The sequence below is a fragment of the Pseudomonas sp. No.117 genome, assembly GCF_054558395.1.
Map to the genome: position 1 here is coordinate 552,316 of NZ_BAAJNP010000003.1, position 26,615 is coordinate 578,930.

Annotated in this window: 24 protein-coding genes; 13 read left to right on the top strand and 11 right to left on the bottom strand. The window is 67.2% G+C overall.

The features are described 5' to 3' along the window. Nucleotides 1-115 precede the first annotated feature (115 nt). On the bottom strand, nucleotides 116-1,609 hold the full coding sequence (locus ACYJP6_RS09355; protein ID WP_459474721.1) for a lipid II flippase MurJ: 1,494 nt from the start codon (nucleotides 1,607-1,609) through the stop codon (nucleotides 116-118). A gap of 316 nt (nucleotides 1,610-1,925) precedes the next feature. Between ACYJP6_RS09355 and ACYJP6_RS09360 the strand changes: the two genes are divergently transcribed. Both ACYJP6_RS09360 and ACYJP6_RS09365 read left to right on the top strand, forming a co-directional pair. Continuing rightward, a complete protein-coding gene (locus ACYJP6_RS09360) occupies nucleotides 1,926-2,180 on the top strand; it encodes a YebG family protein (RefSeq protein WP_145011648.1) in 255 nt (84 codons plus the stop codon). A 56-nt stretch (nucleotides 2,181-2,236) separates the two neighbouring features. Continuing rightward, nucleotides 2,237-3,190, top strand: coding sequence for a nucleoside hydrolase (locus ACYJP6_RS09365; RefSeq protein WP_459474722.1), 954 nt, complete (start codon nucleotides 2,237-2,239; stop codon nucleotides 3,188-3,190). A gap of 123 nt (nucleotides 3,191-3,313) precedes the next feature. Here the strand turns inward: ACYJP6_RS09365 and fba are convergent, their stop codons facing one another. The 5 genes from fba to epd form a co-directional block, all read right to left on the bottom strand. Next, entirely contained in the window at nucleotides 3,314-4,378 is a 1,065-nt protein-coding gene (gene fba / locus ACYJP6_RS09370; protein ID WP_145011642.1) for a class II fructose-bisphosphate aldolase, read from the bottom strand. 118 nt (nucleotides 4,379-4,496) lie between these two features. Then, nucleotides 4,497-4,817 carry an MliC family protein gene (locus tag ACYJP6_RS09375; protein ID WP_459474723.1) on the bottom strand — a complete coding sequence of 107 codons (321 nt, stop codon included), beginning with the start codon at nucleotides 4,815-4,817 and terminating at the stop codon, nucleotides 4,497-4,499. Next, the gene (locus ACYJP6_RS09380; protein ID WP_459474724.1) at nucleotides 4,814-5,011 is read right to left on the bottom strand and encodes a hypothetical protein; all 198 of its coding nucleotides are present in this window, start codon (nucleotides 5,009-5,011) and stop codon (nucleotides 4,814-4,816) included. The genes ACYJP6_RS09375 and ACYJP6_RS09380 overlap by 4 nt, the downstream gene beginning before the upstream one ends. 5 nt (nucleotides 5,012-5,016) lie before the next feature. Continuing rightward, on the bottom strand, nucleotides 5,017-6,180 hold the full coding sequence (locus ACYJP6_RS09385) for a phosphoglycerate kinase (RefSeq protein WP_459474725.1): 1,164 nt from the start codon (nucleotides 6,178-6,180) through the stop codon (nucleotides 5,017-5,019). Between the two features lie 27 nt (nucleotides 6,181-6,207). Beyond that, complete coding sequence (epd, locus tag ACYJP6_RS09390; protein ID WP_459474726.1) at nucleotides 6,208-7,251, bottom strand: erythrose-4-phosphate dehydrogenase; 1,044 nt, start codon at nucleotides 7,249-7,251, stop codon at nucleotides 6,208-6,210. Nucleotides 7,252-7,725: 474 nt separating this feature from the next. Between epd and nrdH the strand changes: the two genes are divergently transcribed. The 6 genes from nrdH (at nucleotide 7,726) to ACYJP6_RS09420 (ending at nucleotide 13,945) form a co-directional block, all read left to right on the top strand. Beyond that, entirely contained in the window at nucleotides 7,726-7,950 is a 225-nt protein-coding gene (gene nrdH / locus ACYJP6_RS09395; protein ID WP_058761494.1) for a glutaredoxin-like protein NrdH, read from the top strand. Nucleotides 7,951-7,960: 10 nt separating this feature from the next. Then, complete coding sequence (gene nrdI, locus ACYJP6_RS09400) at nucleotides 7,961-8,365, top strand: class Ib ribonucleoside-diphosphate reductase assembly flavoprotein NrdI (RefSeq protein WP_027598230.1); 405 nt, start codon at nucleotides 7,961-7,963, stop codon at nucleotides 8,363-8,365. Beyond that, nucleotides 8,347-10,488, top strand: a complete 2,142-nt coding sequence (nrdE, locus tag ACYJP6_RS09405) for a class 1b ribonucleoside-diphosphate reductase subunit alpha (RefSeq protein WP_459474727.1) — start codon at nucleotides 8,347-8,349, stop codon at nucleotides 10,486-10,488. Before nrdI ends, nrdE begins: the two co-directional genes overlap by 19 nt. A gap of 10 nt (nucleotides 10,489-10,498) precedes the next feature. Continuing rightward, a complete protein-coding gene (gene nrdF / locus ACYJP6_RS09410; protein ID WP_459474728.1) occupies nucleotides 10,499-11,479 on the top strand; it encodes a class 1b ribonucleoside-diphosphate reductase subunit beta in 981 nt (326 codons plus the stop codon). 433 nt (nucleotides 11,480-11,912) lie between these two features. Beyond that, nucleotides 11,913-13,451 (top strand): AlkA N-terminal domain-containing protein, encoded by a 1,539-nt coding sequence (locus ACYJP6_RS09415; RefSeq protein ID WP_459474729.1) that lies wholly within the window; start codon nucleotides 11,913-11,915, stop codon nucleotides 13,449-13,451. Beyond that, entirely contained in the window at nucleotides 13,448-13,945 is a 498-nt protein-coding gene (locus ACYJP6_RS09420) for a methylated-DNA--[protein]-cysteine S-methyltransferase (protein ID WP_459474730.1), read from the top strand. The genes ACYJP6_RS09415 and ACYJP6_RS09420 overlap by 4 nt, the downstream gene beginning before the upstream one ends. Nucleotides 13,946-14,152: 207 nt before the next feature. Here the strand turns inward: ACYJP6_RS09420 and tkt are convergent, their stop codons facing one another. The 5 genes from tkt to ACYJP6_RS09445 all read right to left on the bottom strand — a co-directional run bounded on the left by tkt (nucleotide 14,153) and on the right by ACYJP6_RS09445 (nucleotide 19,739). After that, complete coding sequence (tkt, locus tag ACYJP6_RS09425) at nucleotides 14,153-16,150, bottom strand: transketolase (protein ID WP_459474732.1); 1,998 nt, start codon at nucleotides 16,148-16,150, stop codon at nucleotides 14,153-14,155. Between the two features lie 83 nt (nucleotides 16,151-16,233). Beyond that, the gene (locus ACYJP6_RS09430) at nucleotides 16,234-16,833 is read right to left on the bottom strand and encodes a PqiC family protein (RefSeq protein WP_459474733.1); all 600 of its coding nucleotides are present in this window, start codon (nucleotides 16,831-16,833) and stop codon (nucleotides 16,234-16,236) included. Next, nucleotides 16,830-18,476: a PqiB family protein gene (locus ACYJP6_RS09435; protein WP_459474734.1), complete on the bottom strand. Its 1,647-nt coding sequence runs from the start codon at nucleotides 18,474-18,476 to the stop codon at nucleotides 16,830-16,832. Before ACYJP6_RS09435 ends, ACYJP6_RS09430 begins: the two co-directional genes overlap by 4 nt. Beyond that, nucleotides 18,460-19,101, bottom strand: a complete 642-nt coding sequence (locus ACYJP6_RS09440; RefSeq protein ID WP_459474735.1) for a paraquat-inducible protein A — start codon at nucleotides 19,099-19,101, stop codon at nucleotides 18,460-18,462. Before ACYJP6_RS09440 ends, ACYJP6_RS09435 begins: the two co-directional genes overlap by 17 nt. Beyond that, a complete protein-coding gene (locus ACYJP6_RS09445) occupies nucleotides 19,098-19,739 on the bottom strand; it encodes a paraquat-inducible protein A (RefSeq protein ID WP_459474736.1) in 642 nt (213 codons plus the stop codon). Before ACYJP6_RS09445 ends, ACYJP6_RS09440 begins: the two co-directional genes overlap by 4 nt. Before the next feature lie 213 nt (nucleotides 19,740-19,952). On the opposite strand from ACYJP6_RS09445, the gene ACYJP6_RS09450 reads away from it, so the two are divergent. From ACYJP6_RS09450 to ACYJP6_RS09470, 5 genes are all read left to right on the top strand, one after another. Beyond that, complete coding sequence (locus ACYJP6_RS09450; protein ID WP_459474737.1) at nucleotides 19,953-20,951, top strand: ArsR/SmtB family transcription factor; 999 nt, start codon at nucleotides 19,953-19,955, stop codon at nucleotides 20,949-20,951. Between the two features lie 116 nt (nucleotides 20,952-21,067). Next, entirely contained in the window at nucleotides 21,068-22,258 is a 1,191-nt protein-coding gene (metK, locus tag ACYJP6_RS09455) for a methionine adenosyltransferase (protein ID WP_278440299.1), read from the top strand. Between the two features lie 170 nt (nucleotides 22,259-22,428). Further along, entirely contained in the window at nucleotides 22,429-23,058 is a 630-nt protein-coding gene (locus ACYJP6_RS09460; RefSeq protein ID WP_459474738.1) for a phosphatase PAP2 family protein, read from the top strand. Between the two features lie 153 nt (nucleotides 23,059-23,211). Then, a complete protein-coding gene (locus tag ACYJP6_RS09465; RefSeq protein WP_459474739.1) occupies nucleotides 23,212-24,261 on the top strand; it encodes a polyamine ABC transporter substrate-binding protein in 1,050 nt (349 codons plus the stop codon). Then, nucleotides 24,248-26,572, top strand: a complete 2,325-nt coding sequence (locus tag ACYJP6_RS09470) for a putative bifunctional diguanylate cyclase/phosphodiesterase (RefSeq protein WP_459474740.1) — start codon at nucleotides 24,248-24,250, stop codon at nucleotides 26,570-26,572. Before ACYJP6_RS09465 ends, ACYJP6_RS09470 begins: the two co-directional genes overlap by 14 nt. The last annotated feature ends 43 nt before the right edge of the window (nucleotides 26,573-26,615 follow it).

Sequence of the window (26,615 nt, forward strand, 5' to 3'; positions counted from 1 at the left end):
GGATCAATCTTTCCGTGCGACTCGAAGCCAAAGCAAAAATTCATGACTTCGCAACAGATAGCGACCAATGGCTGCAGATCGCTACTTTTTTCTTGGCCGTTCGTCGACAGCCTTCTTAACTCGTCGGTTCCGCGCGCTCCGTGCCCACCCCGCCGCGCGCCCAATAGCCGCGGCGAAACAGGTCACGCTCACCCAGGACCAGCAACAACACCAGGAAACCCAGCATGGCCACGCTGATGCTGACGATCAGCTCCAGCAGGCCGACCGGCTTGGGCAACAGGAAACTCAGCAGGGCCACCGCACTGCCGGCGCTGAACCAGCGCAGCAGCAGCGACAGGTGCAGCCCGCCCAGGGAGTGGCGATAGAGCGCCAGCGCCATGAATACGGCCTGCAGGAAGGCACCGGTGGTAAAGGAATAGGCCAGGCCCTGGGCGCCGAATGGCTTGTAGAGACAGGCATCCAGGGCCACGGTGATAAAGGAGCTGGCCAGGGTGGTGTAGAGGAAGGTCCGGGCGCGCTGTTGCGACAGCAGGGCCCGCCCCCACAGCAGGGCCAGGCCCATCCAGGGCAGGCCCAGGGCGTAGGCCACCACCAGGGTCGCGGTCGCCGCGCTCTGCTCGGCGCCAAAGGCGCCGCGCTCGAGCAGCACCTTGACCACCGGCTCCGAGTAGCTGAACAGCACCACCGATGCCGGCACCAGGAACAGCAGGGTGCCGAGCAGCGCCTTGCGCATCAGCACGCTGTACTTGTCGGCATTGCCCTCGTTCCAGCTGCGGGTCAGCTCGGGAAAGATCATTGCCAGGATGGACAGCGCATAGAGCGTGAGCGGAATGGTCACGATGCGGTAGGAGAAGGACAGCATGGTGATGTTGCCCTCCGCCAGCAGCGAGGCGAAGAAGCGCTCCGCCAGCATGCAGCCCTGCTGGGCGCCGGCGGCGAGCAGTACCGGGGCGAAGGTCAGGGCGAAGGGACTGCCCTCGGGCTTCTCGAAGGCGACCGAGCGCTGGCTGAGATAGCCCAGTCGCCGGTGCTGGATAACGATCAGCAGCACCTGGGGCAGCAGCATGCCGGTGAACAGCGCGATGCCGCTCGGCTGCAGGATGACGATGGCCAGGATGGCGCCCAGGTTGAGCATCAGCGTCCGGGTCATCGGCAGGATGAAGATGCGATCCAGGTTGAGCAGCGCGCCCTGGCAATAAAGGACGGCCTGGACGCAGATCAGCAGGGTGCCGACGGCGAAGACCAGCTTGCCGGTCTCGACCTGCTCATCGCTCCAGCCCGGCGCCAGGGCGTGCATCAGCCAAGGACTGGCCAGCACCCCGATCACCGACAGCAATAGGCCGAACAGGCCAATGCGCCAGTAGAGCCAGCGACCCACCTGCTCGTACTGGGCGTTGCAGTTGTCACGGATGCGCTGCAGATAGGGGATCATGGCGTCGCGCAGGGCGAGGCCGAAGAAACTTTCGAAGAACACCGGCAGGATGAGCGCGACGAAGATCAGGTCGGCCTCCCAGCTCACGCCGAATTGGCGGGCGATCAGCAGGTCGCGCAGGAATCCCAGCAGGAAGCTGGCCACGGTGATGGCCAGGATGATGAGTGTCGAACTCACGCCCGCACCTCGGTCGGCACGTATTGGCCACGCGTGGAAATAAGCGGATGACTGAAGATGGCAGGCATGGGCGGTCTCGTTCCGTGAGCCGGAGATAGTCCGGATAAAGGCGGGCAGAACTGCCCGTTTGGTCCAGACTCAGAGACCACCTTCCGCCTTTAAGTTTCCGGGGGCAATTTGAGCGACGCGCAAAAATGTCGAACGATTGGCAAAATGCCATGATGGGGTCGTGGTCAGCCGCCGAGCGGTCGCCCTTGCAATCCTGAGCCAGGCCTACTACTGTATATATAACCAGATACAGAATACGAGGTGACGCATGGCCGTCGAAGTGTTGTATCGCAGCAGCCGAGATCCGGAGCGCCTGTTCATGGATAAAGCCGAAGCCGATCGTCACGACAAGATGCTGGAGTTGGCGGAGTCGCTCGCCAGCGTACTGGACAAGGCCGTTCCCGGTCTTGCCGAGCAGCAGTGCGAAGACCTGGGCCTGTTCATGGCCCGCAACCGGGAGATCTTCGCCCGCGCCTTCCGCAACCAGCCCGATGCGCTGGGCGAGCTGGACCTCCCCAGCTAGCCGGAGGTGGCGACCCTCGGGTAGCCTGGGAAGAGATCTGAGCCGGAGAAAGCCTTTTGTCCCTTCCCATCATCTTCGATACCGATCCTGGCGTGGATGACGCCCAGGCCATCGCCCTGCTGTTCGCCGACCCCGCCTTCGAGGTGGTCGGCCTGACCACCACCTTCGGCAACGTCCCGGTCGCCACGGCCACGCGGAACGCCCTGCTGCTCACCGAGCTGGCCGGGCGCGACACGCCCGTGGCCGCCGGCGTGGCCGAGCCGCTGGTCAAGCCGGCCGGCAACCACGCCCTGCACGTGCATGGCCAGGATGGCCTGGGCAACCAGCAGCTGCCCGCGCCGAGTCAGACGCCCCACGCGGTGGATGCGGCGCGCTTCATCGTCGAGCAGACCCGCCTGCGGCCGGGCGAGATCACCCTGGTGGCGGTCGGGCCGCTGGGCAACCTGGCGCTCGCCCTGGCGCTGGATCCCACGGTCGCCCAGCGTGTGCGCCAGGTGGTGGTGATGGGCGGCGCCATCGTCGAGCCGGGCAATGTCACGCCGGTAGCGGAAGCCAACATCTTCTCCGATCCCCATGCCGCGGCGCGGGTATTCGCCGCGTCCTGGCCACTGACCCTAGTCGGCCTGGATGCCACCCACCGGGCCGTCCTCGACCCGCCACGCCTGCAGCGGATCGCCGCGCAGCAGGGCGCCTTGGGCCAAGTCCTGGCGCGGAGCTACGACTTCTATGCGGACTTCTACCGCAGCGTGAAGGACATCGACGGCTGCCATCCCCATGACAGCTGCGCCCTGGCCTACCTGCGCCGACCCGAGCTGTTCCACACCGCCCGTGGCCATCTCAGCGTGGGCACCGAGGGCCTGGCCGAAGGTCAGACCTTCTTCGCCCCCGAAGGGCGCCTCTATCAGGACGGCCGCTGGTCCGGCAATCCGCTGGCGACGGTCTGCCTGGGCATGGACGGCCCCGCCATGGTCGCCTGGATGGAAGAGGTGCTGACCGCCGGCAAGGCATGAGCCACGCCTGGCTTCACCGAGGCGTGCCGGAGCAGCCGCACCGGCGCCTGCCGTCGCGGCAAACCACCCGGCAAATCGCAGCCATGAAAAAGGCCCCGTGAGGGGCCTTCTTGCTCAGCCGGATCAGTTGACCTTGGGATCCAGTTCGCCGCGCGCATAGCGCTCGAACATGGCGTCCAGGGAGATCGGCTTGATCTTGGAGGCCTGGCCGGCGGTGCCGAAGGCTTCGTAGCGGGCGATGCAGACGTCACGCATGGCGGTCACGGTCTTGGCCAGGTACTTGCGCGGGTCGAATTCGCTGCGGTTCTTGGCCATGAACTCGCGGATGGCACCGGTGGAGGCCAGACGCAGGTCGGTGTCGATGTTGACCTTGCGCACGCCGTACTTGATGCCTTCGACGATCTCCTCGACCGGCACGCCGTAGGTTTCCTTGATGTCACCACCGTACTCGTTGATGATTTTCAGCCACTCCTGGGGCACCGAGCTGGAGCCGTGCATGACCAGGTGGGTATCCGGAATGCGCGCATGGATTTCCTTGATGCGCTGGATCGACAGGGTGTCCCCGGTCGGCGGCTTGGTGAACTTGTAGGCGCCGTGGCTGGTGCCGATGGCGATGGCCAGGGCGTCGACCTTGGTGGCCTTGACGAACTGCGCGGCTTCTTCCGGATCGGTCAGCAGCTGGCTGTGGTCCAGGGTGCCTTCGGCGCCCACGCCATCCTCTTCACCGGCCATGCCGGTTTCCAGGCTGCCCAGGCAACCCAGTTCGCCTTCCACGGACACGCCGCAGGCATGGGCGAAGGCCACGGTCTGCTGGGTGACGCGCACGTTGTAGTCATAGTCGGACGGGGTCTTGCCGTCGGCCTTGAGCGAGCCGTCCATCATCACCGAGGAGAAGCCCAGCTGGATGGAGCGCTGGCAGACGTCGGGGCTGGTGCCGTGGTCCTGGTGCATGACCACCGGGATGTGCGGGAATTCTTCCACGGCGGCCAGGATCAGGTGACGCAGGAAGGGAGCGCCGGCGTACTTGCGGGCACCGGCGGAGGCCTGGACGATGACCGGCGAATCGGTCTTATCGGCAGCTTCCATGATGGCGCGCATCTGCTCGAGGTTGTTGACGTTGAAGGCTGGGACGCCGTAGCCGAATTCGGCGGCGTGATCCAGCAGCTGACGCATGCTGACGAGTGCCATTGGTGATTATCTCCCTACAAAGGCGGTGGTGGCGCCAGCCTGCATGAGCGGCTGGCAGGGTTCAAGCGGCCGACCCCTGGCCGCCCTGGATTAATCGGTTCAGCTGACATTCGCCGCTTCACGGCGTCCGGCAGCCACGACCGATGAGGTCATTGTTGGCGATCCAGTAGACAAGTCCCTGGTCGCCGCGGATATGGAAGGCCACCAGCCCGTCGGTATAGGACTGGCCGTCGGTGGCGGGTTCGCGGTTGAGGTGACGGATCAGGCCATCGCCTTCCAGCTTGAGGTCGACGATGGACTGGCTGCGATCCACGTAGCGCCAATCGAAGGCCGCCTTGGAGTCGCAGACCCAGTGGGTCCAGCCACCGGTCTGCTGACCGGCGCAGCCGGCCAGCAGGGCGACGCTCAGCAGGCCGAGGAGCAGGCTAGGGCCTTTCACCGGGCGCAACCGCTGGCGGGTCGACCGGCGTTGGCGTTGCCGGTGAGCGTATCGACGCGCTCGCCATTCTGCGCCGTGGGCGTGGCCGCCGCGGCGGGCGGCGGCGCGAAGACCGCACAGGCCTGGTCGGCGGAGCCACCGGCGCAACCGGCCAAGGCGAGGACAGCGGAACAGACGAGCAGCGGCGTACGCATGGGGATCACTCCTGGGCGCGTTGCTGGAGGACTTCCACGGCCGGCAACACCTTGCCCTCAACGAATTCGAGGAAGGCGCCACCGCCGGTGGAAATGTAGGAGACCTGCTCGCCGATGCCGTACTTGTCGATGGCGGCCAGGGTGTCGCCACCGCCGGCGATGGAGAAGGCGTCGCTGTCGGCGATGGCCTTGGCCAGGGTGCGGGTGCCCTCGCCGAACTGGTCGAATTCGAAGACGCCCACCGGACCGTTCCAGAGGATGGTCTTGGCCGACTTCAGCAGGTCGGCGAATTGCTGGGCGCTGACCGGGCCGATGTCGAGGATCATGTCGTCGTCGGCCACGTCGTTGATCGACTTGGTGGTGGCCTGGGCGGTCTCGGCGAATTCCTTGGCGACCACCACGTCCACCGGCAGCGGCACGCTGACCTTGGCGGCGATGGCCTTGGCGGTGTCCACCAGGTCGGCTTCGTACAGCGACTTGCCGACCTTGTAGCCGGCCGCGGCGAGGAAGGTATTGGCGATGCCGCCGCCAACGATCAACTGGTCGCAGATCTGCGCCAGGGAGTTGAGCACGTCCAGCTTGGTGGAGACCTTGGAGCCGGCGACGATGGCCGCCATCGGGCGCGCCGGGTTGCCCAGCGCCTTGCCCAGGGCGTCCAGCTCGGCGGCCAGTAGCGGGCCGGCCGCGGCGACCTTGGCGAACTTGGCCACGCCATGGGTCGAGCCCTCGGCGCGGTGGGCGGTGCCGAAGGCGTCCATGACGAAGATGTCGCACAGGGCGGCGTATTTCTTCGCCAGCTCATCGGCGTTCTTCTTCTCGCCCGCGTTGAAGCGCACGTTCTCCAGCAGTACCAGCTGACCGGGCTCGACCTGGACACCGTCCAGGTAGTCCTTCACCAGCGGCACCTCGCGACCCAGGGCCTTGCCCAGGTAGGCGGCCACCGGCGCCAGGCTGTTTTCCTCGCTGAATTCGCCCTCGGTGGGACGGCCCAGGTGCGAGCAGACGATCACCGCGGCGCCCTTCTCCAGGGCCAGCTTGAGGGTCGGCAGGGCGGCGACCAGACGGGCGTCGCTCTTGATCTGGCCTTCCTTCACCGGGACGTTGAGGTCTTCGCGGATCAGGACGCGCTTACCCTTCAGATCGAGGTCGCTCATTTTCAACACGGACATACAGGCAATCCCTTAGTTGTGCTTGTTTCAGGTGGGCTTGGCGATGCGCAGCCAATGGCCGGCGACGTCGAGCATGCGGTTGGCGAAACCCCATTCATTGTCGAACCAGACCAGCAGGTTGACCAGCCGGGGGCCGGACACGCGGGTCTGGCTGCCATCGACGATGGCCGAATGGGGATCGTGGTTGAAATCGCAGGAAGCGTGGGGCAACTCGGTGTAGTCGATCAGCCCGGCCAGGGGGCCGTCCTGCGCGGCGTCGCGCAACAGGGTATTGAGGGCCGTCGCACTGGTGTCCTGGCCGACGATGCAGGTGATGTCGAGGCAGGAGACATTGACCGTGGGGACGCGCACGGCGCGCGCCTGGATGCGTCCGCCCAGTTCCGGCAGCAACCGCTCGATGCCCCGCGCCAGGCCGGTCGCCACCGGGATGATCGACTGGAACGCCGAGCGGGTCCGCCGCAGATCTTCGGCATGGTAGGCGTCGATCACGGGCTGGTCGTTCATGGCCGAGTGGATCGTGGTGATGGAGACGTATTCCAGACCCAGTGTCTCATGCAAAAGTTTCAGCACCGGGACACTGCAGTTGGTGGTACAGGACGCATTCGAGACCAGGGTCTCGTCACCGCGCAGGCTGTGCTGGTTGACGCCATAGACCACAGTGGCGTCCACGTCCGTCTCGCTGACCATGGGCTGGGAGAACAGCACTCGTGGCGCCCCGGCGGCGAGAAAGCGCCCCGCCTCGGCGCGGGTGCTGAAGGCGCCGGAGCACTCCAGCACCAGGTCGACGTCCAGCGCCGGCCAGTCCACCCGCTCCGGTTCGGCCTCGCGGCGAATCTCCAGCGCCTGGTCGCCGATGCGCAGTTGCTCGCCATCCAGCGCCACCCGCCCGGGAAAGCGGCCATGGGTGGAATCGAAGCGCGTCAGGTACTCGAGGCTGGGCCGGTCGGCCAGGTCGTTGAGGGCGACGATGGAAAGGTCCGTCGCCGCGCCACGCTCGTGCAGGGCACGCAGGACGCAGCGACCGATGCGACCGTAGCCATTGAGAGCGAGGCGATAGCGGGCAGAACTCATGCGGGGACGGACTCGAGCGCTAGCGAAAGGTCGATTATGCGGGCGTTCGGCGACGAATGGGAGTCGCCGCGGTAGCGAGCCTGCCGTTCTCACTACAAAAAGGTGCCCTCCTTGGCAGAGCCGAAAAATTTCTGCCGTCTGGCTTGGCGTCGCTGCGGTATTCGGCGCGGATCGCGGTCTGCGCTGGAAGGCCGGAGGTAGTCCTCGCCGCGCGAGGGCTACTCGGGTGCAGACCGCGATACCCGTGGTGTCGCCCATTCGGATCAGGCTTACAGGCTGATAGAGGGCGACCATGACCTGGATCAAAAACCCCACTTATTGTGCTGTAGAAAATAAAAAACACCATATGTAGTATCTTGGCCGAACTTGAGGCCCTAGTCGGACTCAAAGGAAAAGACCCACGCCACCCTGGTCAATGCCGGCTGGCGAGAGGCTTTTCCTTTGCGTTCGCCCCACTACGGACAGGAGTCAGCCATGACCATCACCATCTACAGCAAGCCCGCCTGCGTGCAGTGCAATGCCACCTATCGCGCCCTGGATCGCCAGGGGATCGCCTACCAGGTGGTGGACATCGAGCAGGATGCCCAGGCACGCCAGACCGTGGAATCCCTGGGCTATCGCCAGGTGCCGGTGGTGGTGGCCGGTGACGACCACTGGGCCGGCTTCCGCCCGGACAAGCTCGGCCAACTGGTGGCCTGAGGCCAGGGCCATGGGCGAGCTGCTGTATTTCTCCAGCACCTCGGAGAACACCCACAGATTCGTCGAGAAACTCGGCCTGCCGGCGCGGCGCATCCCCCAGGATCCCGCCGCCGAACCGCTCAAGGCCCGCGAGCCCTACATCCTGGTGCTGCCCACCTATGGTGGCGGCGGCAGCAAGGGCGCGGTGCCCAAGCCGGTCATCCACTTTCTCAACGATCCGCATAACCGCGCCCTGATCCGCGGCGTCATCGCCGCGGGCAACACCAACTTCGGCGAGGGCTACTGCCTGGGTGGACGCATCGTCGCCCAGAAATGCGCGGTGCCCCTGCTCTACCAATTCGAATTGCTCGGGACGACGGAGGACGTCGACCGGGTGCGCACGGGAGTGAACGACTTTTGGCAACGTCAGGCCTGACCCCGACCGGCAGCGAGGCGGATTACCACGCGCTCAATGCCATGCTCAATCTCTACGGTCCCAACGGTGAGTTGCAGTTGGACAAGGATCGCCAGGCGGCGCGCCAGTACTTCCTGCAGCACGTCAACCAGAACACCGTGTTCTTCCATAACCTGGACGAGAAACTCGGCTACCTGGTGGACAAGGGCTACTACGAGGCGGCGGTGCTGGAGCAATACGCCCCGGCCTTCGTCAAGGCGCTGTTCGAGCGCGCCTACGCCTACAAATTCCGCTTCCAGAGCTTCCTCGGCGCCTTCAAGTACTACACCAGCTACACCTTGAAGACCTTCGACGGCCAGCGCTACCTGGAACGCTATGAGGACCGGGTGTGCATGGTCGCCCTGAGCCTGGCGCGCGGTGACGAGCACCTGGCCGAGTCGCTGGTGGACGAGATGATCAGCGGGCGCTTCCAGCCGGCCACCCCGACCTTCCTTAACGCCGGCAAGCGCCAGCGCGGCGAGCTGGTGTCCTGCTTCCTGCTGCGCATCGAGGACAACATGGAGTCCATCGGCCGCGCGGTGAATTCGGCGCTGCAACTCTCCAAGCGCGGCGGCGGCGTGGCCTTCCTGCTGAGCAACGTGCGCGAGGTGGGAGCGCCGATCAAGCGCATCGAGAACCAGTCCTCCGGCATCATCCCGATCATGAAGCTCTTGGAAGACGCCTTCTCCTACGCCAACCAGCTGGGCTCGCGCCAGGGCGCCGGCGCTGTCTATCTCAATGCCCACCACCCGGACATCCTGAGATTCCTCGACACCAAGCGCGAGAATGCCGACGAGAAGATCCGCATCAAGACCCTCTCCCTCGGCGTGGTCATCCCGGACATCACCTTCGAGCTGGCCAAGCGCAACGCCGACATGTACCTGTTCTCGCCCTACGACGTGGAACGGGTCTATGGCGTACCCTTCGCCGACATTAGCGTCAGCGACAAGTACGCCGAGATGGTGGCCGATGCGCGCATCCGCAAGCGCAAGATCAACGCCCGGGAATTCTTCCAGACCCTGGCGGAGATCCAGTTCGAATCCGGCTATCCGTACCTGATGTTCGAAGACACGGTGAATCGCGCCAATCCCATCGCCGGGCGCATCAACATGAGCAACCTCTGCTCGGAGATCCTGCAGGTCAACACCCCCAGCCGCTTCGACGAAGACCTGGGCTACGAGCACATCGGGCAGGACATCTCCTGCAACCTGGGTTCGCTGAACATCGCCCGCACCATGGACTCGCCGAACCTGGGCCGCACCGTGGAAACCGCCATCCGCGGCCTCACCGCGGTCTCGGAGATGAGCGACATTCGCTGCGTGCCCTCGGTGGCCGCCGGCAACGCCGCCTCCCATGCCATCGGCCTGGGCCAGATGAATCTGCACGGCTACCTGGCCCGCGAGCGCATCCACTACGGCTCGGCGGAAGGCCTGGATTTCACCAACCTCTATTTCTACACCGTCACCTACCACGCGGTGCGTGCCTCGAATCGCCTGGCCATCGAGCGTGGCCAGAGCTTCCAGGGTTTCGCCGATTCCAAGTACGCCAGCGGCGAGTATTTCGACCAGTACGTTAACGGCGACTTCACTCCCCGCACCCCGCGGGTGGCCGAGCTGTTCGAGGCGGCCGGCATCCGCCTGCCGACTCGCGAGGACTGGCAGGAACTCAAGGCGTCGGTGATGCAGCACGGCCTGTTCAACCGCAACCTCCAGGCCATTCCGCCCACCGGTTCGATCTCCTACATCAACCATTCCACCTCAAGCATCCATCCCATCGTGGCCAAGGTGGAGATCCGCAAGGAAGGCAAGCTGGGCCGCGTCTACTACCCGGCGCCCTATCTCGCCGACGACAACCAGGAGTTCTACCAGGACGCCTACGAGATCGGCCCGGAAAAGATCATCGACACCTATGCCGAGGCCACCCGCCATGTCGACCAGGGGCTGTCACTGACGCTGTTCTTCCGCGACACCGCCACCACCCGCGACATCAACCGGGCGCAGATCTACGCCTGGAAGAAGGGCATCAAGACGCTCTATTACATCCGCCTGCGCCAGGCCGCCCTGGAAGGCACCGAGGTGCAGGGCTGCGTGTCCTGCAGCCTGTGAGGAAAAGGTCATGAATGCAGCTATGAACGCCCCGCGCCTGAATCGCATCAACGCCATCAACTGGAACCGCCTGCAGGACGAGAAAGACCTGGAGGTGTGGAATCGCCTGACCGGCAACTTCTGGCTGCCGGAAAAGATCCCGCTGTCCAACGACATCCCCTCCTGGGCGACCCTGACGCCCAAGGAGCAGCAGCTGACCATCCGCGTCTTCACCGGCCTGACCCTGCTGGACACCATCCAGAACGCGGTGGGCGCGCCGACCCTGCTGGCCGATGCCATCACCCCCCACGAGGAAGCGGTGATCGCCAACATCGGCTTCATGGAGGCGGTCCATGCGCGCTCCTACAGCTCGATCTTCTCCACCCTCTGCTCGACGCCGGACGTGGACGAGGCCTATCGCTGGAGCGAGGAGAATCCCTATCTGCAGGCCAAGGCCGACCTGATCCTCGCGCGCTACCACGCCGAGGACCCGCTGCTGCGCAAGGTGGCCAGCGTCTTCCTGGAATCCTTCCTCTTCTATTCGGGCTTCTACCTGCCGATGTACTGGTCCAGCCGCGCCAAGCTGACCAACACCGCCGACCTGATCCGCCTGATCATTCGCGACGAGGCGGTGCACGGCTACTACATCGGCTACAAATTCCAGCAGGCCCTGGCCAAGGAAAGCCCGGAGCGCCGTCAGCAGGTCAAGGACTTCGCCTACGAGCTGCTGCAGGACCTCTACGACAACGAGGTGGCCTACACCGAGGACCTCTACGACAGCGTGGGCTGGAGCGAGGACGTGAAGAAATTCCTTCACTACAACGCCAACAAGGCGCTGATGAACCTGGGTTTCGAGGCGCTGTTCCCCAGCAGCATGACCGACGTCAGCCCGGCGATCCTCGCCGCCCTGTCGCCCAGCGCCGACGAGAACCACGACTTCTTCTCCGGCTCGGGTTCGTCCTACGTCATCGGCAAGGCGGTGAGTACCGAGGACGAGGATTGGGATTTCTGAGCCAACCTCCTGCTCCGACCAGCCCCCTCTCCCCTTGGGAGAGGGTTGGGATGAGGGGGCCCCTCGCGACGAAGCCCTCAGTGGAAAAGGCTGCGCCGTTTTCCACGCTACGGCACTGAGCCGGCCGCCTGCTCCGACAAGCCCCCTCTCCCCTTGGGAGAGGGTTGGGGTGAGGGTGCCCCTCGAGACGAAGCCCCCAGTGGAAAAGGCTGCGCCGTTTTCCACGCTACGGCGCTGAGCCGGCCGCCTGCTCCGACACGCCCCCTCTCCCCTGGGAGAGGGTTGGGGTGAGGGGGCCCCTCGCGACGAAGCCCTCAGTGGAAAAGGCTGCGCCGTTTTCCACGCGACGGCACTGATTCTTGATGGCGCCCACTTCAGCGGTCCTGTCCGAAAACGGCCAGTCGCTCCCGCTTGGCGGTGCTAACCTGCCGCCATGAACGCCTTCCCCGACATTCCCGCCTTCGAACGTGCCCGCCTGGCGCGGGACCCGCGCTTCGACGGCCTGTTCTACACTGCGGTGCTCACCACCGGCATCTATTGCCGGCCGGTGTGCCCGGCCCAGCCACCGCGCCCGGAAAACGTTAGCTACTACCCCAGCGCCGCGGCCGCCGAAGCCGCCGGCTATCGCCCCTGCCTCAGGTGCCGCCCGGAACTCTCGCCCGCCGGTGGCCATTGGCAGCGCGGCGATGCCACCCTGGCCCGTGCCCTGCGCTTGATGGACGAAGGCCTGGATGAAGGCGGCCTGCCCGCCCTCGCCGCCCGCCTCGACCTCAGCGAACGCCAGCTGCGCCGGCTGTTCGTCGAGCGTCTGGGCGCCGCGCCCCTGGCGGTGCTGACTACCCGCCGGCTGCTGTTCGCCAAGCAACTGCTCAGCGAGACCCGGCTGCCCATCACCGAGGTGGCCCTGGCCGCCGGCTTCGGCAGTCTGAGACGCTTCAACGATGCCTTCCGCAGCGCCTATGGCCTGGCCCCCAGCCAGCTGCGCAAGGGCCAGGCTGTGGCCTCGCCGGTGCTGGTCCTGCGCCTGGCCTATCGACCGCCCTACGATTTCACCGCCCAGCTGGATTTCCTCCGCGGCCATGCCCTGCCCGGTGTCGAGGTGCTGGACGATTCGAGCTACGCCCGGGTGATAGGCACACCCGAACAGCCGGGCTGGCTGCGCGTCTCGGCCTGGGACGCCGACACGCCGGCACTGCGCCTGGAACTGCACGGCGCCGCCCCAGGCGAGTTGCAGGCCGCGGTGGCGCGTATTCGCCGCATGTTCGACCTGGACGCCGATCCCGAGGTCATCGCCCAGGGCCTCGCCGTCGATCCGACCCTGGCCGAGCTGGTGGCCCGGCGCCCCGGGCTGCGCCTGCCCAGTGGCTGGGACGGCTTCGAGATTGCCGTGCGCGCCGTCATCGGCCAGCAGGTCAGCGTGGTGGCCGCCACCACCATGACCGCCCGGGTGGTGCAGCGCTTCGGCCGCCCCTGGGGCGACCCCGGCCACGCGGCCGGTCGCCCACCGGAGGGCCTGCACCACTTCTTTCCCACGGTGGACGCCCTGGCCGATGCCGCTCTGGAAGAGCTCACCGGCCTCGGCCTGATCCGCGCCCGCGCCGGCACCCTGGGCACCGTGGCACGGGCACTGCGCGCCGGCGAGGTGGACTTCGACACCGGCCGCACCCTGGACGACTTCGCCCGCCGCTGGATCGCCCTCAAGGGCATAGGTCCCTGGACCGCCCAGTACATCGCCCTGCGCGCCCTCGCCCATCCCGACGCCTGCCCGGTGGAAGACCTGGTGCTGCAGAAAAGGCTGGCGCCACCCGGCGAACGTCTCACCGCCAAGGCGCTGTACGCCCGCGCCGAAGCCTGGCGGCCCTGGCGCGCCTATGGGGTCATGCAGGTCTGGCGCGAAGCCACCTGGAAGGCACCCGCCGAGGCGCCTGCCGAACCCGTCCCTACCCGCCTCGCCGAGGAGTCGCCGCGATGATCGCCTATTGCCTGCTGGACAGCCCCATCGGCCCCCTCACCCTGGCCGCCGACGACGACGGCCTGCGCCTGGTGGAGTTTCCTGAGAATCGCTACCTGGCCAAGCGCGATGCCAGCTGGGTCGCCGCCGAGCACCCCATCCTGCAGCGGGCCTGCCAGCAGCTCGGCGAGTATTTCAGCGGGCGTCGCCTGACCTTCGAGCTGCCCCTGGCGCCCCGCGGCACTCCCTTTCAGCTGGAAGTCTGGCAAGCCCTGGCGCGCATTCCCCATGGCCAGACCTGGAGCTACGGCCAGTTGGCCAGCCACCTGGGCCGGCCCCAGGCGATGCGGGCGGTGGGCGCCGCCAATGGCCGCAATCCGCTGCCCATCGTGCTGCCCTGCCACCGGGTGATAGGGGCATCCGGCGCCCTGACCGGCTTTGGCGGTGGCCTGCCGACCAAGCAGTTCCTGCTGGAGTTGGAAGGGGCGCTGCCGCGCAGCGTGGCGCTGTTCTGAAAGGGACGCTGGCAGCGCTACAGCGGTGAACGACCGCTATCGTGGCCATGCCGGTACGCCGTAGCCACCGCCCCTACGGAAACGTCGGTACGCATAGGAGAAGCCGCATCGGCGGACCGCCAGGGCGGCGAGCGCGCCTCGCGGCGACGACCAGAACCCATAACCAACGCCACGCGAAGGCGTGGCGTTGGTCGCTCAGGCGTGCGCTCAGTCCTCGAGCAGCTCGCCGGCCACCGCCAGGACGTTGTCCAGGGTGAAGCCGAAGTGCTCGAACAGCGCGGCCGCCGGGGCGGATTCACCGTAGGTGTGCATGCCGATGATGCGACCGTCGAGACCGACGTACTTGTACCAGAAGTCGGCGATACCGGCCTCGATGGCGATGCGCGCGCCAACTTCCACCGGCAGCACCTGCTGGCGGTACTCGGGGCTCTGGCGGTCGAAGACGCTGGTGCTGGGCATGGAGACCACCCGCACGTTGCGTCCTTCGGCGGTCAGGCGCTCGTAGGCCTGCACCGCCAGGCCGACTTCGGAGCCGGTGGCGATGAAGATCAGCTCGGGTTCGCCGATGCAGTCCTTGAGCACGTAGCCACCGCGAGCGGCATTGCCCAGGGTGGCTTCGTCGCGCACGCTGTGGGCCAGGTTCTGACGCGAGAAGATCAGCGCGCTGGGGCCGTCGCGACGCTCCAGGGCGGCGGTCCAGGCGATGGCGGATTCCACCGCGTCGGCCGGGCGCCAGGTGTCCAGGTTGGGGGTGTAGCGCAGCGAGGCCAACTGCTCCACCGGCTGGTGGGTGGGGCCGTCTTCGCCGAGACCGATGGAGTCGTGGGTGAAGACATAGAGCACCCGCTGCTTCATCAGCGCGGACATCCGCACCGCGTTGCGGGCGTATTCCATGAACATCAGGAAGGTGGCGCCGTAGGGCACCAGGCCGCCGTGCAGGGCGACGCCGTTCATGATGGCGCTCATGCCGAATTCACGCACGCCATAGTGGACGTAGTTGCCGCTGGCGTCTTCGGCGGTGACGCCCTTGGCGCCCTTCCACAGGGTCAGGTTGGAACCGGCCAGGTCGGCGGAGCCGCCGAGCAGCTCGGGCAGCAGCGGACCGAAGAATTGCAGGGCGTTCTGGCTGGCCTTGCGGCTGGCGATGGTCTCGCCCTTGGTGGCGACTTCCTGGATGAAGGCAGCGGCGCGCTCGGCGAAGTCGGCGGGCAGGTCACCGGCCATGCGGCGCTTGAACTCGGCGGCCAGTTCCGGATGGGCGGCGGCGTAGGCGGCGAAACGCTGGTTCCACTCGGCCTCGGCGGCGGCGCCGCGCTCCTTGGCGCTCCACTCGGCATAGATGTCGGCGGGAATCTCGAAGGGCGCATGGGACCAGCCGAGCAGTTCGCGGGCGGCCTGGATCTCGTCGTTGCCCAGCGGCGCGCCGTGGCACTCTTCCTTGCCCTGCTTGTGCGGCGCGCCGTAGCCGATCACCGTCTTGCAGCAGATCAGGGTGGGCTGGTCGCTCTTGCGCGCGGTGTCCAGGGCGGTCCTGATCTCGTCGGCGTCGTGGCCGTCGACGTTGCGGATCACCTGCCAGCCATAGCTCTCGAAGCGCTTGGGGGTGTCGTCGGTGAACCAGCCTTCGACCTCGCCATCGATGGAGATGCCGTTGTCGTCGTAGAAGGCGATCAGCTTGGACAGGCCCAGGGTGCCGGCCAGGGAGCAGGCCTCGTGGGAGACGCCTTCCATCATGCAACCGTCGCCGAGGAAGGCGTAGGTGTGGTGGTCGACGATCCGGTGGCCCTCGCGGTTGAACTGGGCGGCCATGACCTTCTCCGCCAGGGCGAAGCCCACGGCGTTGGCAATGCCCTGGCCCAGCGGCCCGGTGGTGGTCTCGATGCCCGGGGCATAGCCGTACTCGGGGTGGCCCGGGGTCTTGCTGTGCAACTGGCGGAAGTTCTTCAGGTCGTCGATGGACAGGTCGTAACCCGACAGGTGCAGCAACGAATAGATAAGCATGGAGCCATGGCCGTTGGACAGCACGAAGCGGTCACGGTCGGCCCATTGGGGATTGCCAGGGTTGTGCTTGAGCTGATCGTGCCAGAGCACTTCGGCGATGTCGGCCATGCCCATGGGGGCACCGGGGTGGCCGCTGTTGGCTTTTTGCACGGCATCCATGCTGAGGGCGCGGATGGCGTTGGCTCGATCACGACGGCTGGGCATTGCGGTGTCTCCTGGCAGAGGCAGAGCGAAGGGGCCATCATTCTGGCCCAGCCAGGGCACTTCCAGCAATCGACGTTGTCGGCTCAGCCGGCCGGGCAGGCCGTCCCGGGAGCGGCCACGAAGGCGCGGGCGACCGGCTCGATACGCTTGGCCAGCTGCGCCAGCGCCTGGCGATGGGCAGCGACGACCTCGGCATAGGAGGGGCCGGCCGGCTGCTGGATCCGGCTGCCACAGGTGAGTACCCGCTCGCCGCCGGGCTCGGCCAGGCGCAGCGTCCACAGCGCCTCCTGTTGCACCCCGCGCCCCGGCTGGGAGTCGAAGCGTTGCACATCCACCTTGATGCGCAGCACCGGGGCACCGCTGCCCCTGGGTGCATCGCCCAGGTCCAGGGTCCCCAGGTCCTGGGACAGGTCGGCGGACAGCGCACTGCGGATCTCGTCGGCCAGGGGCGCGATCCAGCGTTCGTTTTCCAGCAGGGCGATGTCGTCGCCCTGGCGGATCACCAGTTGCGGCTGGTCCACCTGCGGCGGTACCGACACGCCCTGCAGGGCGAAGCGAAAGGCCGCGGCACGCCCGGCCGCGTCCGGGCCGGCGGCGCTGGTCAGGGTGTGGTAGTTGAGCGGCGCCTTCGAGGAACAGGCGGCCAACAGCAGGGGCAGGGCCAGGCAGGTCAGGCGCTTCATTGCAGTTTTCCTTTGGCGGGATCGCGGGAGCCCGGCTCGAACTTGGGCGCGGGGTCGGTCACCAGGCCGCGGATCAGGGATTCCGGATGGCGGCCGAGGTAGTCGCCGAAGACGCGCAGGGAGCGCGCCATGCGCTGCATTTCCTCGAGCGTCTGGCTCAGGTTCTGCTGCACGGGCGAGTCGGCGCCGAGGCTCTGGCTGGCGCTGCCGGTGAGCTGCTGCACGCCCATCAGGGTGGTGGTCAGCTGCGGCAGGACGCCGGCGTTGAGTTGCTTGAGGGTCCCGCTGAGCTGGGCCAGGCTGGTGTCGAGGTTCTTGCCGATGGAGTCGAAGGGGATCTTGTCGATCTTGTTGACGATGCCGGCCATCTGCTCCTGCAGACGGTCGAAGCTGCCGGTGACGGTGGGGATGACCAGCGGCTGCGCCTTGGGATTGAAGGCCACCTTGGGCGCATTGGGAATGAAGTCGATGGAGATGTAGAGCTGCCCGGTGAGCAGGTTGCCGGTGCGGGCCTGGGCGCGCAGGCCGCGCGCCACCCAGCCGGCGAACAGCTTGCCGTCGCGGTCCTCGGCCTCGAGGCGCTTGCCGACCTCGCCGAGGCGTTGCGGATAGATCACCGCACCGACGATCAGCGAGAAATCGTCCTGCTGGTGGTCGTAATCCGGCGTCAGGGAAACCACCCGGCCGACGTTCAAACCGAGGAATTCCACCGGCGCGCCGGTGGCCAGGCCCCGCAGCGACTGCTGGAATCTCATGCGGATGTAGTGCGGCTCGCCGTCCGGCGGGGCCAGGGCGCTGGTCTGGTCGTCGAACAGGGTGAAATCCTGGTCTTCCTTGGCCTCCTGCGGATCCTTGGGCCATTCGGGGGTGACGAAGGCGATACCGCCCGCCACCACCGTGGCCAGGGACTGGGTATTGAGCTTGAGGCCGGCGGCGCTCAGCGAGACGTCGACCCCGCTGGCGTTCCAGAAGCGGCTGTTGGCGGTGACGAAGCGGTCGTAGGGCGAATCGATGAAGATCTGCGCACTGACGCCCTTGCCGTCCTGGTTGAGATGGAAGGACACCACCCGGCCGACCTGGATGCGCCGGTAATAGACCGGCGAACCCACGTCCAGCGAGCCGATGTCGTCGGCGGTGACGATGAACCTCTTGCCGGAGGCGCCATGGATCAGCGCCGGCGGCTGTTCCAGGCCACGGAAGTCACGCTGCGTCTCGGTGGAACTGCCGATGTCGGCGCCGATGAACGCGCCCGAGACCAGGGTATCCACCCCGGAGACGCCGTTCACGCCGAAGCGCGGCCGCACCACCCAGAAGCGCGCGTCCTTGGTGGCGAAGCCCTCGGCGGACTTTTCCAGGTCGATGGTGGTGATCACCCGATTGCGATCCGGCGCCAGCTGGATGTCGCTGACGGTGCCGATCACCACGTTCTTGTACTTCACCTGGGTCTTGCCGGCTTCCAGGCCCTCGGCGGTGAGAAAGGTCACCGTGATGCTCGGCCCGCGCGAAGCCCAGCTGTGCACCACCATGGACAGCCCGATCAGGGCCGCCACGATGGGCACCAGCCAGATCAGCGATACGCTCCAGCGACTGCGGCGTACCTCGGGGGTAGGCGCCAGGGCGTCGGGTTCATGCCTGTCCGTCATCGTTCACCTCTGCATCCCAGATCAAGCGGGGATCGAAACTCATCGCGGCGAGCATCGTCAGCACCACCACGAAACCAAAGAACACGATACCCAGGCGCGGCGCTGCCGAACTCAGGGCACCGAAATGCACCAGCGCCGAGACCAGGGCCACCACGATCACGTCGAGCATCGACCAGTAGCCGATCAGCTCGACGAAGCGATAGAGCCGGGCGCGCTGGGCGGTGGCCCAGTCGCTGCGCCTCTGGCAGCTCACCAGCAGGGTGCCGAGCACCAGGAACTTGATGGACGGCACCGCCACGCTGGCGATGAAGATGACCAGGGCGACGCCCCAGGAGCCGTTCTCCCAGAATTCGATCACCCCTTCGAGAATGGTGCTCTCCGTGCCGCGGCCCAGGGTACCGGTGAACATCACCGGCAGGGTATTGGCCGGGATATAGAGGATCAGCGCGGCGAGCAGGTAGGCCCAGGTCTTGGCGTAGACATTCGGCTTGCGCCGGTGCAGCGCCGAGCCGCAGCGCGGACAGCCGGCCTTGTGGCGGCGCGGCGCGCTGCAGACGTTGCCGCAGACATGGCACAGGCAGAGGCCGAGTTGGTCGGCCCGCGGCGGCAGCCGGGGCGCGCTCACGACTCGCGCTCCCCGACGGCATCCCACAGCGGATGCAGGTCGCGCTTGGCGATGATCAGCAGCACCACCATCAGCCCGATCATGCCGAACAGACCCAGGCCCACCACCACGTGCAGCAGGCCGGCCAGCTTGATCACCGCCACCAGGGCGCCGAGCACGAAGACCTCGATCATGCTCCAGGGGCGCAGGTAATGCAGGGTCACCATGGCCGTGGCGAAGCCCGGCGCGCGACGACCGGCCTGGGCGAAGCCGAGTACCCACAGCAGCAGCAGGATCTGCAGCAGCGGCACCACGAACAGGGTCATGGCCACCACCAGCGCCATGGGGCCGGCGAAGCCGCTGCTCATGGCAACCACCGATTCCAGCAGCGTCGCCTCGCTGTGCAGGCCGCGGAAGCTCAGCTGCAGGATGGGCCCGACGTTGGCGATGACGAACAGCACCGCCGCGGCGATCGCCAAGGCCAGCAAGCCCTGGATGTCCAGCCGACTGGCGCGGTAGAGCAAGGCGCCGCAGCGCAGGCAATGCGCCCGCTCGCCCGCGGCGAGCGGCTCCAGGCGATGCACCGAATCGCAGTGCTCGCAGATCACCAGGCGCGTACCGGCGGCGGGCGCGGAAGGGGATGATGGCTGGACGGACATGGGCCTACTCGGGTGGCGCTCCTGAAGGGGCTGCACGTTGGACGCGCGTGTCTCGCGGTCGTTACCGCACGACCGCGACGAGCGCAGGCCAAACGGCTCCGGCATCTTACCTTCCTCGACGAAGGTATGCGCGGGTCACCGCGCCGGACAAGTATCAAAACTTTTTGATGCTTTTCTTGCGAGGCCTGGGACGGGTCTCTAGACTAGCGCCCCATGAATCCGCTACGCGTGCCGGCGCTCGGCCAGGAACCAGGAGATACCCTCGCCGCCCTGTGCAAGGCCGGCGGCGATCCCCTGCGCCTGAACGTCCTGCGCGCCCTGCACAGCGCCTCCTTCGGCGTGCTGGAACTGGCGCAGATCTTCGCCACCGGCCAGTCCGGCATCAGCCATCACCTCAAGGTACTGGCCCAGGCCCAGCTGGTGGCCACCCGCCGCGAGGGCAACGCCATCTTCTACCGCCGCGCCCTGCCCCGTCTCGGCAGCCTCGGCGGCGCCCTGCACGCCGCCCTGCTCGAAGAGGTGGACGCCCTGGCCCTACCCAGCGCGGTGCAGACGCGGATCGGCGAGGTGCATGCCCAGCGCGCCGCGGTGAGTCGCGACTTCTTCGCCCGGGTAGCGGAAAAATTCCAGGCCCAGCAGGACCTCATCGCCAGCCTGCCGCAATACCGCGACGGCCTGCTCAGCCTGCTCGATGCCCTGGCCCTGGATCCCCGCGGCTGCGCCCTGGAAGTGGGGCCGGGCGACGGCGCCTTCCTGCCGGACCTGGCGCAGCGCTTCGCCCGGGTGGTGGCGGTGGACAACAGCCCGGCCATGCTCGAGCTGGCGCGCCAGCGCTGCCAGCGCGACGGCCTCGCGCAGGTCGAACTACACCTGGCCGACGCCCTCACCGAGCCGCTGCCGCAGGCCGACTGCGTGATCCTCAACATGGTCCTGCACCATCTCGCCGCCCCGGCGGAGGCCTTGCAGCGCCTGGCGCTGCGCGTGGCCCCGGGCGGCAGCCTGGTGATCACCGACCTCTGCCCCCACGACCAGACCTGGGCGCGCGCCGCCTGTGGCGATCTCTGGCTCGGCTTCGACCAGGACGAACTGGCGCGCTGGGCCCAGGCCGCCGGCCTGCAGGCGGGCGAAAGCCTCTACCTCGGCCTGCGCAACGGCTTTCAGATCCAGGTGCGCCAGTTCGCGCGCCCGGCTCAGGGAAACACCCCGTCATGAGGCCGAGCGGCCAATGGCGGGCGGACCGGACGCCCCCAGGCGTCATGTCCTGCAAGGAAACTGCTGTCTCGACCGGCCTGCGGGCCCCTACCCCTTGGTAATTTAGGAACCATTCGATGAGCGAATATTCCCTGTTCACCTCCGAGTCCGTCTCCGAAGGCCACCCGGACAAGATCGCCGACCAGATCTCCGATGCCGTGCTCGACGCCATCATCACCCAGGACAAGCATGCCCGCGTGGCCTGCGAGACCCTGGTCAAGACCGGCGTCGCCATCGTCGCCGGCGAAGTCACCACCTCCGCCTGGGTCGACCTGGAGCAACTGGTACGCGACGTCATCGTCGACATCGGCTACGACAGCTCCGACGTGGGCTTCGACGGCGCCACCTGCGGCATCGTCAACATCATCGGCAAGCAGTCGGTGGACATCGCCCAGGGCGTCGACCGCAGCAAGCCGGAAGACCAGGGCGCCGGTGACCAGGGCCTGATGTTCGGCTACGCCTGCAACGAGACCGACGTGCTGATGCCCGCGCCCATCACCTTCTCCCACCGCCTGGTGGAGCGCCAGGCCGAGGCGCGCAAGTCGGGCCTGCTGCCCTGGCTGCGTCCGGACGCCAAGTCCCAGGTGACCTGCCGCTACGACGGCGGCAAGGTGGTCGGCATCGACGCCATCGTGCTGTCCACCCAGCACAACCCCGAGGTCAAGTACGCCGACCTGCGCGAAGCCGTGATGGAGCTGATCGTCAAGCACGTCATCCCCGCCGAGCTGCTGCACAAGGACACCCAGTTCCACATCAACCCGACCGGCCAGTTCATCATCGGTGGCCCGGTGGGTGACTGCGGCCTGACCGGCCGCAAGATCATCGTCGACAGCTACGGCGGCATGGCCCGTCACGGCGGTGGCGCCTTCTCCGGCAAGGACCCGTCCAAGGTCGACCGCAGCGCCGCCTACGCCGGTCGCTACGTGGCCAAGAACATCGTCGCCGCCGGCCTCGCCGAGCGTTGCGAGATCCAGGTGTCCTACGCCATCGGCGTGGCCCAGCCCACCTCCATCTCGATCAACACCTTCGGCACCGCCAAGATCAGCGACGAGAAGATCGTGCAGCTGGTGCGCGAGCACTTCGACCTGCGCCCCTACGCCATCACCACCATGCTCGACCTGCTGCACCCGATGTACCGCGCCACCGCGGCCTATGGCCACTTCGGCCGCCATCCGCAGGAAGTCACCGTGGGCGACGACACCTTCACCACCTTCACCTGGGAACGTACCGACCGCGCCGCTGCCCTGCGCGCCGCCGCCGGCCTGTAAGCCACCTCCCGGCAAACAGCCCCGCCACCCCTGGTGCCGGGGCTTTTTTCTGGGTCTGCCAAAGCCATCCCGCCGGTTTCTTGCGCCAGTCCACAGCCTGGCACGGCCGATGCAACCTCTGGACGTCTGGCGGTCAGAATGCCTCGTCGTTTACAGGAGTCTGCTCATCCATGTGGCTGTTCATCACCAACTTCGGCGATTCCTCGGTGATGCTTCCCTGCGCCCTGCTGATCGCGCTCTGGTTGCTCGCCGGCCTGTCCGCGCGGGCAGCGCTGCTCTGGCTGCTGCTGTTTGGTGCGGCGAGTCTCCTCGTGGCCCTGTCCAAGGTCGCCTTCTTCGGCTGGGGCCTGGGCATTCCGCGCCTGGACTTCACCGGCTTCAGCGGGCATTCCATGCTGGTGGGCAGCGTACTGCCGGTGCTCGGCTGGCTGCTGGCCGGCCGCGCACGGCCATCGCTGCGGCTGACCGCCGCCGCCCTGGGTGCCGGCTGCGCGCTGCTCATCGCCGTGTCACGGGTGGTGCTGGGCTATCACTCGGTCTCGGAAGTGGTGACCGGCCTGCCCATCGGCTATGCCGCCAGCGGCAGCCTGCTCTGGCTGCTGCGTGGCCAGCAGGTGCTGCTCAAGCCACGCCAGGCCGCCCTGGGCGCGAGCCTGCTGCTGTTGCCGCTGCTCTTGCTGCATGGCACCAATGCGCCGACGCAACGGGTGCTGGAACGCCTGGCGGTGAAATTCGCCGACGAGCAGAACCCCTGGACCCGCGCCCACCAGCGCGCCGGGGTCGCACCGCTGCAGAACTGAGGCGTGACGCGCAGCGCACGCGAGTGGCGCGGCGCCTGGCTGGCGAATCGCGGAAGGCCTCCTAAACTGGCAGAAGCCCTCTCGAGCTCAGGGTGAACGTCTGGCCTTCCAGCATTTCCTATTGATGTCAGCCCTTGCCGCCGAGTCGTCCGCATGCGCTACTGCGTCTCCCTTTTCTGCTGCCTGGTGCTCCCAGTGCTACCGGCGTCGCACCTGGCCGCGGCGGAGTCCCTGCGGCTCTATACCTGGGAAGGCTACTTCAGCGAAACCCTGCTGCAGCGCTGGGCCAAGGCCAATCCGCCGGTGCAGGAAATCCATTTCGACAGCAGCGACGTGCGCGATGCCACCCTGGCACGTGGCGATGCCGATCTCGACCTGGTGGTGATCAACGAAGTCAGCGCCACCCGCCTCGGCCGGGACGGCCTGCTGACCCGCATCGATCCACGCCGCCTGGCCCACCTGGCCGAGCTCGATCCGCGCTGGCGCCAGAGTTGCGGCGACTACGCCGTGCCCTATGTCTGGGGCACCCTGGGCCTGCTCTATCGCAGCGACCGCCTGGCCAGCGCGCCCGACTCCTGGCAGGCCCTGCTGCAGCCCGAGCCGGCGCTGCAGGGACGCATCGCCATGCTCGAAGACCATGACGACCTGCTGGTGGCACCCCTGATCAGCCTGGGCGCCGCCATCAACAGCGACGACCCCGAGCTGCTCAAGCGCAGCTTCGCCCTGCTCAAGGCCCAGGCGCCGGCGGTACTCACCTATCAGTACGTGGTCAGCGCGCTGCACAATCCGGCCTACAGCGACCGCATCGACCTGGCGTTGGGCTACAGCGGCGACCAGCACCTGCTCAATGCGGCGACTCCCGGCCAGCCCTGGCGCTTCACCACGCCGCGCGAGGGCAGCCTGCTCTGGGTGGACTGCGTGGCGGTGCTCAGCAACTCCCCGCACCAGGCCGCCGCGCAGCGCTTCGTCGACTTCCTCAACGAGCCCCGCAACGCCCTGCTGGCCACCACGGAGCTGCACCTGGCGACGCCCAATGCCGGGGCCGTGCGGCTGCTGCCCGCGGAGCTGCGGCAGGACCCCAGCCTGTTTCCGCCCGCCGAGGTACTCGCTCGCAGCCAGATCTTCAGCGAAGGGCCGCCCGATACCTTCCAGACCCGGCAACGCATCGGTAGCGCCCTGGTAGGCCGGCATGAACCTGAATAGGCGCACCCTGCTGCTGATCCTGCCGGTGGCGCTGCTCTGCTGCCTGACCCTGGTCGCGCTGGGCTATGCGGTACAGCGCGAGGCGGTCATCGGCCTCGAGCGCTCCCGGCTCAACCATGACCTGGCGGCCCTGGAGACCACCTACCGCGAATACGACCATTTCAGCCGCAACCTGCTCTATGCGCTGTCCAACAGCGCGGCCCTGGGCAACTTCCTGCGGCAGACGGACGTGCCCTATCGCAACGAGGCCCTGGGCACCCAGCTGCAGCAGGCGGTCCAACAACTGGCCGGCGAGGACGCACCCAGCCGCATTTCCCTGACCATCGCCCGGCCCGACCTGAGCCTGGCCTACTACTACGAGCGCAGCGACGACCCCTTCGCCCAGTTGGGTACCGCCCAGCGCCAGCTGCTCGAACGCCTGGCCCGGGATCCCCGGGGCACCCTGGAACGTCGCGACTACCTGAGCGACGAGCAGGGGCGGTCCCTGCTGGTGGCAACCACCTCGCTGCTGCCCAGCACCAGCGGGCCACCGCTGCTCGGCCAGCGCGGCCTGGCGATGACCTTGCAGCTGGCGGTGAGTCCGGACCGGGTGGAAGCCCTGCGCCGGACCCTCGAGGACACCTATGGCGCGCCCCTGGAATTCAGCCGCACGCCGCCCGCCCAGACCAGCGGCTTCACGGCGGTCCAGCGCCTGGCGCCCGACCTCCATGTCCAGCTGACCCCGGACCCGCAGCGCCTGAACGCTCAGCTGCACCGCCTGGCCCTCCTCTATTTCGGCGGCGGCCTGTTGGTGACCCTCGCCTGCATCCTGATCCTGCTGGTGCTGATTCGGCGCTACATCACCCGGCCCATCGCGCGGCTCGACAGCCAGCTCACCGAGGTACTGGAAGGCCAGCGCCAGGCGCTGGACGATACCCGCGAGCCCGGCGAGATCGGTCACCTGGGCGCCAACATGAAGCGCCTGCACGACAGCAATCTCGCCATCCTGGCGCAATTGCGCACGGCCTTGCGTACCGATGCCCTCACCCAGATCGGCAATCGCCGCCACTTCCAGTTCATGGGTGAACTCTGGTTCGACGAGCGACCGGACGGTCGTACCATCGCGCTGCTGTACTTCGGCCTCGATCACTTCAAGTCGGTGAATGACCGATTCGGCCACGAGGTGGGCGACGAGCTGCTGCAGGCCGTGGCCCGGCAGGCGCAACGGGTGATAGACACCTACCGCGAACGCAACGAGCTGGTCTTCACCCGCCTGGCTGGCGATGAATTCGCCGTCCTGCTGCGCGGGCCGACGGCGGCCGCCGATGGCCTGGCCCTGGGTGACCAGCTGCAGCGCCTCTACGACAACGGCACCCTGGTCGGTGAACGGCGCTATGCCGTGACCCTCAGCCTCGGCCTGGCCGCCCCGGAAGCCCCCCTGGATCTGGCCGACCTGCTCGCCCAGGCCGATCTGGCGCTGGACCGCGCCAAGGGCGAAGGCGGTAATCGCCTGGTGCATTTCACCCCGGAGCTGGCGGCGCGCCAGCGGCGGCAGGATCAGCTGGACGAGCATCTGCGCCAGCTGAATCCAGACGAGGAATTCCACCTTGTCTACATGCCGGCGGTCGACAGCGCCGGCCAGGTCCGTTCCGCCGAGACCCTGGTGCGCTGGAATTCCCCGCGACTGGGCGCCGTGTCGCCGGCGGAGTTCATTCCCATCGCCGAGCGCCAGGGGCATTTCCGCTGGATCGATCGCTGGGTGGTGGACCAGGCCTGCCGGGAGTATCCGGCGTTGCAGGAGGTGCTCGGCGCCGACCTGGTGCTGTCCATCAACCTGTCGTCCGCGCAACTGGACCAGGCCGATATCGTGCCCTACCTGTGCGAGCGGGTCCGTCACCACAACGTCGATGCGGCACGCCTGGAGCTGGAGTTCACCGAGACCTTCGCCGCCGAACTCAACGAGCGGACCCTGGCGCTGCTGCATGAATTGCGCGCCGCCGGCTTTCGCGTGGCCATCGACGATTTCGGCGTGGGCTACACCTCCATCCAGCAGGTCACCGACTATCCCGCCGACACCATCAAGTTCGATCGGCTCATCGTCGAGCGCCTCAGCCAACCCGGCAACCAGGCCAGCCTGGAGGCCCTCGTCGCCTTCTGCCATGCCCGCGACGCCCAGGTCATCGCCGAAGGGGTGGATAGCGAGCTCAAGCGGGCCTGCCTGCAACAGGCTGGCTGTGACCTGCTGCAGGGCTTCCTGATCTGCCCGCCGCGGCGCCTGGACGAGCTGCGCGACTGGCAACGGCAACGCCAGGGCGATCCTAGCCGGGTCTAGCGCGGACGATCCGGTCGGGGGACTCCTCCCGCCGGATCGCCAC

What these genes read in the sequence shown, in the direction of transcription:
- ACYJP6_RS09420 (WP_459474730.1), top strand. Translation starts at nt 13,448, where the DNA reads ATGATCGCCTATTGCCTGCTGGACAGCCCCATCGGCCCCCTCACCCTG.
- ACYJP6_RS09450 (WP_459474737.1), top strand. Translation starts at nt 19,953, where the DNA reads ATGAATCCGCTACGCGTGCCGGCGCTCGGCCAGGAACCAGGAGATACC.
- ACYJP6_RS09460 (WP_459474738.1), top strand. Translation starts at nt 22,429, where the DNA reads ATGTGGCTGTTCATCACCAACTTCGGCGATTCCTCGGTGATGCTTCCC.
- ACYJP6_RS09385 (WP_459474725.1), bottom strand. Translation starts at nt 6,180, where the DNA reads ATGTCCGTGTTGAAAATGAGCGACCTCGATCTGAAGGGTAAGCGCGTC.
- ACYJP6_RS09415 (WP_459474729.1), top strand. Translation starts at nt 11,913, where the DNA reads ATGAACGCCTTCCCCGACATTCCCGCCTTCGAACGTGCCCGCCTGGCG.
- nrdI (WP_027598230.1), top strand. Translation starts at nt 7,961, where the DNA reads ATGGGCGAGCTGCTGTATTTCTCCAGCACCTCGGAGAACACCCACAGA.
- nrdF (WP_459474728.1), top strand. Translation starts at nt 10,499, where the DNA reads ATGAATGCAGCTATGAACGCCCCGCGCCTGAATCGCATCAACGCCATC.
- ACYJP6_RS09470 (WP_459474740.1), top strand. Translation starts at nt 24,248, where the DNA reads ATGAACCTGAATAGGCGCACCCTGCTGCTGATCCTGCCGGTGGCGCTG.
- fba (WP_145011642.1), bottom strand. Translation starts at nt 4,378, where the DNA reads ATGGCACTCGTCAGCATGCGTCAGCTGCTGGATCACGCCGCCGAATTC.
- ACYJP6_RS09465 (WP_459474739.1), top strand. Translation starts at nt 23,212, where the DNA reads ATGCGCTACTGCGTCTCCCTTTTCTGCTGCCTGGTGCTCCCAGTGCTA.
- ACYJP6_RS09360 (WP_145011648.1), top strand. Translation starts at nt 1,926, where the DNA reads ATGGCCGTCGAAGTGTTGTATCGCAGCAGCCGAGATCCGGAGCGCCTG.
- nrdH (WP_058761494.1), top strand. Translation starts at nt 7,726, where the DNA reads ATGACCATCACCATCTACAGCAAGCCCGCCTGCGTGCAGTGCAATGCC.
- ACYJP6_RS09380 (WP_459474724.1), bottom strand. Translation starts at nt 5,011, where the DNA reads ATGCGTACGCCGCTGCTCGTCTGTTCCGCTGTCCTCGCCTTGGCCGGT.
- ACYJP6_RS09430 (WP_459474733.1), bottom strand. Translation starts at nt 16,833, where the DNA reads ATGAAGCGCCTGACCTGCCTGGCCCTGCCCCTGCTGTTGGCCGCCTGT.
- metK (WP_278440299.1), top strand. Translation starts at nt 21,068, where the DNA reads ATGAGCGAATATTCCCTGTTCACCTCCGAGTCCGTCTCCGAAGGCCAC.
- epd (WP_459474726.1), bottom strand. Translation starts at nt 7,251, where the DNA reads ATGAGTTCTGCCCGCTATCGCCTCGCTCTCAATGGCTACGGTCGCATC.
- ACYJP6_RS09435 (WP_459474734.1), bottom strand. Translation starts at nt 18,476, where the DNA reads ATGACGGACAGGCATGAACCCGACGCCCTGGCGCCTACCCCCGAGGTA.
- ACYJP6_RS09445 (WP_459474736.1), bottom strand. Translation starts at nt 19,739, where the DNA reads ATGTCCGTCCAGCCATCATCCCCTTCCGCGCCCGCCGCCGGTACGCGC.
- tkt (WP_459474732.1), bottom strand. Translation starts at nt 16,150, where the DNA reads ATGCCCAGCCGTCGTGATCGAGCCAACGCCATCCGCGCCCTCAGCATG.